Source organism: Pseudomonas yamanorum (assembly GCF_013386765.1).
Taxonomy (GTDB): Bacteria; Pseudomonadota; Gammaproteobacteria; order Pseudomonadales; family Pseudomonadaceae; genus Aquipseudomonas; species Aquipseudomonas yamanorum_A.
In genome coordinates, this window is the sequence record NZ_JACARE010000034.1 from 53,504 (window position 1) to 63,132 (window position 9,629).

Sequence of the window (9,629 nt, forward strand, 5' to 3'; positions counted from 1 at the left end):
GGGAATACAGAGATGGAAGCGACGACGTTCGAGGCAGTACCGCAGGCCGCCGGTTCGGTGGGCAGCCTGCACCGCAAGATCGATTGGCGCGGGGCGTTCTGGGTCGCCAGTGGCGTACCCGCCCTGGTGCTGTTCTCAATTGGCGCCATTGCCGCGACGGTCGGCAAACCGGCGTGGATCGTGTGGATCGTGTCGATCCTGTTCGGGTTTATCCAGGCATTCACTTATGCCGAGATCGCCGGGTTATTCCCCCACAAGTCCGGTGGCGCCTCGGTATACGGCGCCGTCGCCTGGGTGCGCTACAGCAAGCTGATTGCACCGGTTTCGGTGTGGTGCAACTGGCTGGCATGGTCGCCGGTGCTGTCCATCGGCTCGGGGCTGGCGGCGGGTTATATCCTGACCGCGCTGTTTCCCGCCGATGCGCTGATCAACACCTGGCAACTGACCCTGCTGGACCTGGGCTGGGTCAAGAGCGGCCTGTCGCTGCGGATCAACGCCACCTTCGGCATCGGCCTGTTGATTCTGCTCACGGTGTTTGCCGTGCAGCACGGCGGCATCCTGCGTTCGGCGCGCCTGACCCTGGTGCTGGGCGTCACCTCGCTGATCCCGCTGCTGCTGGTGGGCGTGGTGCCGTTGTTCACCGGGGATGCGGCCCAGGCCAACTTCCTGCCGCTGTACCCCCTGGCCCATGATGCGGCCGGGCAAGTCATCGATGGGCCCTGGGATATTTCCGGCTGGTCGCTGATGGCCGGCGGGCTGTTCATGGCCGCGTGGTCCACCTACGGTTTTGAAACGGCGGTGTGCTACACCCGGGAGTTCAAGGACCCCAAGCGCGACACGTTCAAGGCGATTTTCTACGCCGGCCTGCTGTGCATCCTGGTGTTCACCCTGGTCCCGCTGGCGTTTCAAGGCAGCCTGGGGCTGGGCCAACTGGTGACCCCGGCGGTGCTCGACGCCAGCGGCGCCATCGTCACGCCGGCGGTGTACAGCGGCCTGTTGTCACCGGTGATCTACAGCGGCATGGGAGTTGGCCAGGTCATGGCCGACAGCATTGGCGGTGGCAAGGTGGTCGCCAATATCGTGCTGATCATGCTGGTGCTGGCGACGTTGCTGGCGATCATGACCTCGATGTCCGGTTCTTCGCGCACCCTGTATCAGGCGTCGGTGGACGGCTGGCTGCCCAAATACCTGGGACGTACCAACGAACACGGTGCGCCCACGGCGGCGATGTGGACCGACCTGTCGTTCAACCTGCTGCTGTTGCTGATGTCCGACTACGTGTTCGTGCTCGCGGCCTCCAACGTCAGCTACATCATCTTCAACTTCCTCAACCTCAACGCCGGCTGGATCCACCGCCTGGACCGCCCCGACTGGGTGCGCCCGTACAAGGCGCCCACCGTGCTGCTGGCGGCGGGTGGCGTGCTGAGCTTCGTCAACCTGGCCTGCATGGGCCTGGGCGCGGATATCTGGGGCGCGGGCACGCTGGTCACCGGTTTGCTGCTGGCGTTGCTGATCCTGCCGGTGTTCTGCTTCCGCCACTACGTGCAGGACAAGGGCCGCTTCCCCGCCGCGATGCTCAGCGACCTGTATATCCAGGCCGATGACGGGCAAAAGCGTGCCGGTTGGTTGCCCTATGCCACGCTGATTGCCGGTGTGCTGGTGGTGTATGGCTGCCATCAGCTGGTAGCCTGATCTCATCGCTGAGGGAGTGATCCCTCAGCGCCTTCACTTCTCCAGACAATGGTGACGCTTTTGACCAGCTCTCTCTCCACGCTTGCCCGCGATATCGACGGCAAGGCCATCGCTGCCCAGGTTCTCGACGAGGTTCGCGAAGAGGTTCAGGTGCTTGCCACGCAACAGATCTACCCGGCGCTGGCCGTGCTGCTGGTGGGCGACGACCCGGCCAGCCACGTCTATGTGCGCAATAAACTGCTGCGGGCCAAGGAAGTCGGGATTCGCTCCCTCGAATACCGGCTGCCGGACGACGCCAGCCAGGCGCACGTGCTGGAGCTGATTGCCCGGCTGAACGCCGACCCTGCGGTCAACGGCATCCTGGTGCAGTTGCCGCTGCCGGGCCATATCGACGAAGCCTCAGTGATTCATGCCATCGACCCGATCAAGGACGTGGACGGCTTTCATCGGGAAAACGTCGGAGGGCTGGTGCAGGGCCTGGAAGTGCTCACACCCTGCACCCCCAGTGGCTGCATGCGCCTGCTGCACGAAACCTGCGGTGATCTGAGCGGCTTGCACGCGGTGGTGATTGGCCGCTCGAACATTGTCGGCAAACCCATGGCGACCCTGTTGTTGCAGGCCAACTGCTCGGTCAGCGTGGTGCACTCGCGCAGTGTCGATGCACCCGCGTTGTGCCGCCTGGCAGACATCGTGGTCGCCGCCGTGGGCCGGCCACAACTGATCGACGCCAGCTGGCTCAAACCGGGCGCGGTGGTGATTGATGTGGGGATCAACCGTATCAGTACCGAGACCGGCACGCGGTTGGTGGGGGATGTGGATTATGCGAGCGCACGCACCGTGGCCAGTGCGATTACCCCGGTGCCGGGAGGTGTGGGACCGATGACGATTGCCTATCTGCTGAAAAACACCCTGGTGGCCGCCCAGTTGCAGCGGGCCGCCCTGCCCCATGAGCTGGCGGTGAGCTGAGCCCCAATGCAAGCCGCCACTGTAGGAGCGAGCTTGCTCGCGAAAAGCGCAAGGACACCGCGCTAATCCAGAAGCGCTGCGTCATCGTTGACGTTCTTCGCGAGCAAGCTCGCTCCTACAGTGGGCCGTTCGGGCTATCAGTGGTTGTAAGCCCGCTCGTTGTGCTCGGCGAGGTCGAGCCCCATCTCTTCCACCGACTCATGGGCGCGCAACCCAACCAGTGCATTGACCACCTTGAGAATGATCCAGCTGATCACGAAGCAATACACCGTGGTCAGCAGCACCCCCTTGATCTGGGCAACCACCTGGCCGCCCATGGTCACGCCTTCCACCAGCCCGCCCATGGACGGCACGCAGAACACGCCGGTCAACACCGCGCCGATCATGCCGCCGATGCCGTGCAAGCCGAACACATCGAGGCTGTCGTCATAACCGAAACGACGCTTCAACACCGTCACGCTCAAGTAGCAGAACACCCCGCACAGCAGGCCGATGGCCAAGGCACCGCCGACGCCCACATAGGCACAGGCCGGGGTGATCCCCACCAGGCCGGCCAGGGCACCGCTCGCCAGGCCCAGGGCACTCGGCTTGCCGACCTTGAACCACTCGGTGAACATCCAGCCGAGAATCCCGGCGCACGCGCCCAGTTGGGTGTTGAGCATGACAATCCCCGAGGTGCCGTTGAGCCCGCCACCGGAGCCGATATTGAACCCGAACCAGCCCACCCAGAGCATCGCCGCGCCAGCCATGGTCAGGCTCAGGTTGTGAGCCGGCATCGGCGTGTTCTGGTAGCCACGGCGCTTGCCCAGGATCAGGCACGCGGCCAGTGCAGCCACCCCGGCGTTGATGTGCACGGCGGTGCCACCGGCAAAATCGAGCACGCCCCAGTTATGCATCAAGGCCCCCGAACCGCCCCACACCATATGCGCCACCGGGGCATAGACCAGGGTGAACCACACGGCCATGAACAGCAGCGCCGCCGAGAACTTCATGCGTTCGGCAAAGGCCCCGGCGATCAGTGCCGGGGTGATGATGGCGAAGGTCATCTGGAAGGTCACGAACACGCCTTCCGGAATATCCCCCACCAGGCTCTCGGGGGTCATGCCGGCCAGAAAGGCCCGGCTCAACCCGCCGACAAAACTGTTGAACGTCACCTGCCCTTCGACCATGCCGGTGGTGTCGACCACCATGCTGTAGCCGTAGATCACCCACAACACGCCCACCAGGCCGGCGATGCCAAAGCACTGGGTGAACAGCGAGAGCATGTTTTTCGCACGCACCAGGCCGCCGTAGAACAACGCAAGCCCCGGCAGGCACATGAACAGCACCAGCACGGCGGCGGTGACCATCCAGGCGGTGCTGCCGGTGTTCAAGGTGGGGGCGTCGGCGGCCTGGGCCAAGGGTGCAAAGGCAGCGGCCGCCAGTAACGCGAGAAGGGATTTGCCAAGAAGACGATTGACCATGTTCAAAGCTCCTGCAAAAGAAATGGGATGGGGCTGGCAGTGAGCAGTTGTTGTTTGGGGAGCCTCTTGGCGGGCCCCTTGATTTGATTTTTTTGTGGCGAGGGAGCTTGCTGTGGCGAGGGAGCTTGCTCCCGTTCGACAGCGCAGCTGGAGCCGGCTCTTTCAGGGCTGCTTCGCACCCCAGCGGGAGCAAGCTCCCTCGCCACAGGTTTTCATCCAGTTTCAGTAACCGCTACCGGAACCCGGCACCCAACTGGTTCCCGCCAGCGGCACCCGGGCCATGGCGGCCGACTCCACCGTCAGCGCCACCAGGTCCTCGGGGTCGAGGTTGTGCAGGTGGGATTTGCCGCATGCTCGGGCCATGGTCTGCGCCTCCAGCACCATCACCCGCAGGTAGTTGGCCAACCGACGCCCGCCTTCCACCGGGTCGAGGCGCTTGGACAGTTCCGGGTCCTGGGTGGTGATCCCGGCCGGGTCGCGGCCGTTCTGCCAGTCGTCGTAGAAGCCGGCGGCCGAGCCGATCTTTTTCAGTTCCGCGTCCAGCCGTGGGTGGTTATCGCCCAGGGCAATCAACGCCGCCGTACCGATGGCAACCGCGTCCGCGCCCATCGCCATGGCCTTGGCCACATCGGCGCCGTTACGAATCCCGCCCGACACGATCAACTGGACCTTGCGGTGCATGCCCATCTCCTGCAAAGCCTGTACCGCTTGCGGGATGGCCGACAGAATCGGGATGCCAACGTGCTCGATAAACACTTCCTGGGTGGCGGCCGTACCGCCCTGCATGCCGTCGAGCACAATCACATCGGCACCGGCCTTGACCGCCAGCTTCACGTCGTAATACGGCCGGCTGGCGCCGATTTTCACGTAGATCGGTTTTTCCCAATCAGTGATTTCCCTCAGCTCGGCAATCTTGATTGCCAGGTCATCCGGGCCGGTCCAGTCCGGGTGGCGGCACGCGCTGCGCTGGTCGACGCCAATCGGCAAGGTGCGCATACCGGCCACGCGCTCGGTGACTTTCATCCCCAGCAACATGCCGCCACCGCCGGGCTTGGCGCCCTGGCCCAGGACGATCTCGATGGCGTCGGCCTTGCGCAGGTCGTCGGGGTTCATGCCGTAGCGCGACGGCAGGTACTGATACACCAGGTGCTGGGACTGGCCGCGCTCTTCCGGGGTCATGCCACCGTCGCCGGTGGTGGTGCTGGTGCCGGCGATGGTCGCGCCACGCCCCAGGGCTTCCTTGGCGTTGGCCGACAGCGCGCCGAAACTCATGCCGGCGATGGTCACCGGAATCTTCAGGTGGATCGGTTTCTTGGCAAAGCGGTTGCCGAGGATCACGTCAGTGCCGCACTTCTCGCGATAGCCTTCCAGCGGGTAGCGCGACACGCTGGCGCCCAGCAGCAGCAAGTCATCGAAGTGCGGCAGCTTGCGCTTGGTGCCGCCGCCGCGAATGTCGTAGATGCCAGTTTCGGCGGCACGCTGGATTTCCTGGATGGTCAGGCGGTCGAAGGTGGCCGACTCGCGCAACACTGGAGGGGTTTGTTCACTCATGGTGGAGCTCCTGGATCAGTACGCGGAGGCGTTATCGACTTTGAAGTTGTAGAGCTGGCGGGCCGAGCCGTAGCGCTTGAAGTCGGCCGCCTGATGGGCGAAACCGGCGCGGTCGAGCAGTTCCTGGAGTTCTAGCAGGTGCTCGCTGCGCATCTCTTTTTCGATGCAATCGGAGCCCAGGGACTCCACCGTGCCTTTGACGTAGATGTGGGTTTCATACAACGAATCCCCCAGCGCATCGCCGGCATCGCCGCACACCACCAGGCGCCCGGCCTGGCCCATGAAGCAGCTCATATGGCCGATGCTGCCGCCGACAACGATGTCGATGCCCTTCATGGAAATACCGCAACGCGCCCCCGCGTCACCTTCAATCACCAGCAAGCCGCCATGGGCCGTGGCGCCGGCGGCCTGGGAGGCGCTGCCTTTGACGCGCACCGAGCCCGACATCATGTTCTCGGCGCAGCCCACGCCGACATTGCCGTGCACGGTGATCGACGCCTGTTGGTTCATGCCCGCGCAGTAGTAGCCCGCGTGGCCCTCGATATCGATGGACACCGCCTGGTTCACACCCACGGCGAGGTTGTGCTTGCCGTTGGAATGGGTGACGCGCCATTCGTTATCGATAGCCTGCGCGTGCAGCGCCTGGTTGAGGTCACGCACGCTGGCGGTGGAAAGATCGATGGTTTTCATGTGTGCGCTCCTTAAGCTGACTCGCGTTCCCAGATGTACAGGGTGGCCGGTGCGGGCTCCCAGATACGGGCGTTTTCAATCCCCGGCAGGCTCGACAGCGCCTGGTACTCGGAGGCCATGGCGACGTAGTCGTCGGTCTCGGCGAGGATCGCCGGCTTGCAGGCAATCGGATCGCGGATCACCGCAAAACCGTTGCGCGTGCCGATGGCAAAGGTGAAGAAGCCGTCGAGGTCTTCCAGGGAGTGATCCAGCGCTTCCTTGAGGGAGTCGCCCTGTTGCAGGCGCCAGGTCAGGTAGCCGGCGGCGACTTCGGTGTCGTTGTCGGTTTCGAAATGGATGCCTTCGCGCTTGAGTTCCTGGCGCAGGCGGAAGTGGTTCGACAGCGAACCGTTGTGCACCAGGCACAGGTCGGCGCCGGTGGAAAACGGGTGGCTGCCTTCCATGGTCACTGCACTTTCGGTGGCCATGCGCGTATGGCCGATGATGTGGCTGCCCTGCATGCTCGCCAGGCCGAAGCGCTGGGAGATCTCCTGGGGCAAGCCCATGCCCTTGAGGATCTCGATGCTTTGCCCGGCGCTCATGATGCGCACGCTCGGTGCCAGTTCGGCCAGGGCCAGGCGCACCGGGGCTTCGTCGGCGTGGATCTTCAATACGGCGGCACTGGCGTTCTGGAACCAGTCCAGGGAACAGCCAAGGCGCCCTTCCAGCTCGCCCATCAGGGCTTTCCAGTCAAACGCTTCGGTGGTCGCCTGCAGGGTCAGCTTGACCCAGCCGTCGGCCACTTCGTCGCCGTAGATGGCGAACCCGGCACTGTCCGGGCCACGGTCGGTCATGGCCTGCAACATGGGTTCAAAGAGCTTGCCGAGCTGGGGCTCCAACTGCGGGTTTTTCAGGTACAGGCCTACGATTCCACACATAACAAGTCTCCGTCACACGGTGTCAGAAAAATTCGGTATAGCGCTGGATTTCCCAGTCGCTCACATGGCGGCTGTACTCAACCCACTCCATGCGCTTGAGCTTGATGAACTCACCCACGATCTGCGGGCCCAGTACCTCGACGAACAGCGGGTCGGCTTCCAGCGCGTCGCAGGCTTCCTTGAGGGATTGCGGCAGGGTCTTGATGCCGCGCTCGGCGATCTGCGCGAGGCTCAGGCTGTAGAGGTTTTCGTTGCAGACGTGGTCGATTTCCAGCTGGCGGTCAATCCCGTCCAGGCCGGCCGCGATGATCGCGGCGCTGACCAGGTAGGGGTTGCAACCGGCGTCCGGCAGGCGGAATTCAAGCCGGCCATAGGGCACCCGCACCATGGCCGAACGGTTGTTGGCGCCGAAGGCAATAAAGGCCGGGGCCCAGGTGGCACCGGACAAGGAATTGCCCACCACCAGGCGCTTGTAGGAGTTGACGGTTGGCGCGGCGAACGCGCACAGAGCCGGGCCGTGGGCAAGCAAGCCGGCGGCGAAGTGATAGGCCATTTTCGACAAGCCCATGCCGCTTGGATCGCTGGCATCAAAGAACAGGTTTTTGTTCTCGGCGCTGCTGATGGACAGGTGAAAGTGCATGCCGTTGCCGGCGCGTTTCGGGTCGGGCTTGGGCATGAAGGAGCAGATCATGCCCAGGTCATTGGCGATCTCGCCGGCGGCCATGCGGAAGAAGGTAAAGCGGTCGGCCGAGGTCAGGGCATCGCTGTAGGTGTAGTTGATTTCGAATTGGCCGTTGGCGTCTTCGTGGTCGATTTGATAGACCTCGAAATCCACCGCCTGCAAGGCTTCGGTCAGCCGCTCAAGAAACACCCGCGAGCGCGACAGCCCTTTGTAGTCGTAGCAAGGCTTGTCCAGGTTGTCGCTGGGGTCGACCAATTGCAGCTTGCCCTGCTCGTCCCGGCGCATCAGGTTGAACTCGGGCTCCAGGCCAGTGTTCAGGGTCCAGCCCTTGTCTTGCAGGCGCTGCACTTGCTGCTGCAGCACATAGCGGCTGTCGTAGGGATGTGGCTTGCCGTCCACATGGCCGACGCACACCACCCGCCCGTAGCCCGGTTGCCATGGCACCGGAGTCAGGGTCGACAGGTCGCCGCGGGCCATGAAGTCCGGCCCGTGAGGCTCCATGCCCATGCCGCTGATGGCGAACCCGGCAAAACCTGCGCCCTCTTCGGCCACCGTCTTGAGCCCGCAGATCGGCACCGACTTGGTCTTGGCCGCACCGTGTATGTCCACAAACTGCGCAAGCACGTACTTGATCCCGTGCTTGTCGATGATGCGCTGGGTTTCTGCTGGCAACATTGCGTGTCACTCCTCGCGAAAGGCAAAACCGTGTGGGTGGGCCTACTGTCTTTTTATTCCTAAAAAGAAAGTTAGTTTCCCTACAGGAATGCAATACCCTTGCCAGATTCGCGAGCGGGCGATTGAAGTGCCGATCAAAGCGCTTTTGTGCTGTATATATGGGAAAATTCTTTTCCCCGCAGGAATACGCAAAGCGGGGTGGCCTTCAAGTGCCAGACTTTGCACTTTCCCAGTGCGAAAATAATATTACTGAACGGAAACCGTGCAGGAGCCGATGATCATGTCCACCGAAACCGCCCCTCGCCTCAAGCTCGAGCAATACCTGGGGCTGCAGATCAAACGCCAGCGTCAGGCCCAGGACCTGAAGCTGTCCGATGTGGCGAAGATTGCCGATATCAGCCAGGGCATGTTGAGCAAGATTGAGAACGCCCAGGTGTCTACCAGTCTTGATACCTTGAGCCGCTTGTGTGATGTGCTTGGGCTGCCGTTGTCGAAGTTGTTCAGTGAGTATGACCAGCAGGATGGCAGTGCCTTGTTGGTCAAGGCTGACCAGGGGATGGAAGTGGTGCGTCGGGGGACCGAGAAGGGGCACACCTATCACCTGCTCAATCATACGCGGGGGCCCAAGAAGAGCTTCGAGGCGTATATGGTCAGCATGGATGACGCCAGTGAAGAGTTTCCGACCTTTGCGCACCCTGGGACTGAGTTTTTGCATTTGCTCGAGGGTGAGCTGATATATCGGCATGGGAATCAGCTGTATCGGATGGAGGCCGGGGATAGCTTGACGTTTGAGGGGGAGATTCCGCATGGGCCCGAGGAGTTGGTGCAGGTGCCGATTCGGTTGTTGTCGATCATGAACTATGGGAACGATAAGGAGTGATTGGGGGCATATCCGTTATTTGGGTTGTTGCTGATATTGGTTCCGCTCTTACAGCGGGTCACTTTTGAAAAGAGCCCAAAAGTAACCAAAAGGCTCTTGCCCCACCACTCGGC

Annotated in this window: 8 protein-coding genes; 3 read left to right on the forward strand and 5 right to left on the reverse strand. The window is 62.7% G+C overall.

The window, feature by feature from the left end; genetic code table 11:
* Nucleotides 1–12: 12 nt before the first annotated feature.
* Together HX875_RS24920 and folD are read left to right on the forward strand one after the other, a co-directional pair.
* Complete coding sequence (locus tag HX875_RS24920; protein WP_177046653.1) at nt 13–1,692, forward strand: APC family permease; 1,680 nt, start codon at nt 13–15, stop codon at nt 1,690–1,692.
* Nucleotides 1,693–1,740: 48 nt separating this feature from the next.
* Entirely contained in the window at nt 1,741–2,658 is a 918-nt protein-coding gene (folD, locus tag HX875_RS24925) for a bifunctional methylenetetrahydrofolate dehydrogenase/methenyltetrahydrofolate cyclohydrolase FolD (RefSeq protein ID WP_177046655.1), read from the forward strand.
* Between the two features lie 137 nt (nt 2,659–2,795).
* Here folD and HX875_RS24930 read toward each other — a convergent pair whose 3' ends face one another.
* The 5 genes from HX875_RS24930 to glnT all read right to left on the reverse strand — a co-directional run bounded on the left by HX875_RS24930 (nt 2,796) and on the right by glnT (nt 8,636).
* Nucleotides 2,796–4,121 carry an ammonium transporter gene (locus HX875_RS24930; RefSeq protein ID WP_177046657.1) on the reverse strand — a complete coding sequence of 442 codons (1,326 nt, stop codon included), beginning with the start codon at nt 4,119–4,121 and terminating at the stop codon, nt 2,796–2,798.
* Nucleotides 4,122–4,343: 222 nt separating this feature from the next.
* Nucleotides 4,344–5,672, reverse strand: coding sequence for an FMN-binding glutamate synthase family protein (locus HX875_RS24935; RefSeq protein ID WP_177046659.1), 1,329 nt, complete (start codon nt 5,670–5,672; stop codon nt 4,344–4,346).
* A 15-nt stretch (nt 5,673–5,687) separates the two neighbouring features.
* Complete coding sequence (locus tag HX875_RS24940; RefSeq protein ID WP_177046661.1) at nt 5,688–6,362, reverse strand: protein glxC; 675 nt, start codon at nt 6,360–6,362, stop codon at nt 5,688–5,690.
* 11 nt (nt 6,363–6,373) lie between these two features.
* Nucleotides 6,374–7,279, reverse strand: coding sequence for a class II glutamine amidotransferase (locus HX875_RS24945; protein WP_177046663.1), 906 nt, complete (start codon nt 7,277–7,279; stop codon nt 6,374–6,376).
* A 22-nt stretch (nt 7,280–7,301) separates the two neighbouring features.
* Nucleotides 7,302–8,636: a type III glutamate--ammonia ligase gene (glnT, locus tag HX875_RS24950; protein ID WP_177046665.1), complete on the reverse strand. Its 1,335-nt coding sequence runs from the start codon at nt 8,634–8,636 to the stop codon at nt 7,302–7,304.
* Between the two features lie 280 nt (nt 8,637–8,916).
* Between glnT and HX875_RS24955 the strand changes: the two genes are divergently transcribed.
* Nucleotides 8,917–9,516 carry a helix-turn-helix domain-containing protein gene (locus tag HX875_RS24955; RefSeq protein WP_177046668.1) on the forward strand — a complete coding sequence of 200 codons (600 nt, stop codon included), beginning with the start codon at nt 8,917–8,919 and terminating at the stop codon, nt 9,514–9,516.
* Nucleotides 9,517–9,629 lie beyond the last annotated feature (113 nt).

What these genes read in the sequence shown, in the direction of transcription:
- glnT (WP_177046665.1), bottom strand. Translation starts at nt 8,636, where the DNA reads ATGTTGCCAGCAGAAACCCAGCGCATCATCGACAAGCACGGGATCAAG.
- folD (WP_177046655.1), top strand. Translation starts at nt 1,741, where the DNA reads ATGGTGACGCTTTTGACCAGCTCTCTCTCCACGCTTGCCCGCGATATC.
- HX875_RS24945 (WP_177046663.1), bottom strand. Translation starts at nt 7,279, where the DNA reads ATGTGTGGAATCGTAGGCCTGTACCTGAAAAACCCGCAGTTGGAGCCC.
- HX875_RS24940 (WP_177046661.1), bottom strand. Translation starts at nt 6,362, where the DNA reads ATGAAAACCATCGATCTTTCCACCGCCAGCGTGCGTGACCTCAACCAG.
- HX875_RS24930 (WP_177046657.1), bottom strand. Translation starts at nt 4,121, where the DNA reads ATGGTCAATCGTCTTCTTGGCAAATCCCTTCTCGCGTTACTGGCGGCC.
- HX875_RS24955 (WP_177046668.1), top strand. Translation starts at nt 8,917, where the DNA reads ATGTCCACCGAAACCGCCCCTCGCCTCAAGCTCGAGCAATACCTGGGG.
- HX875_RS24935 (WP_177046659.1), bottom strand. Translation starts at nt 5,672, where the DNA reads ATGAGTGAACAAACCCCTCCAGTGTTGCGCGAGTCGGCCACCTTCGAC.
- HX875_RS24920 (WP_177046653.1), top strand. Translation starts at nt 13, where the DNA reads ATGGAAGCGACGACGTTCGAGGCAGTACCGCAGGCCGCCGGTTCGGTG.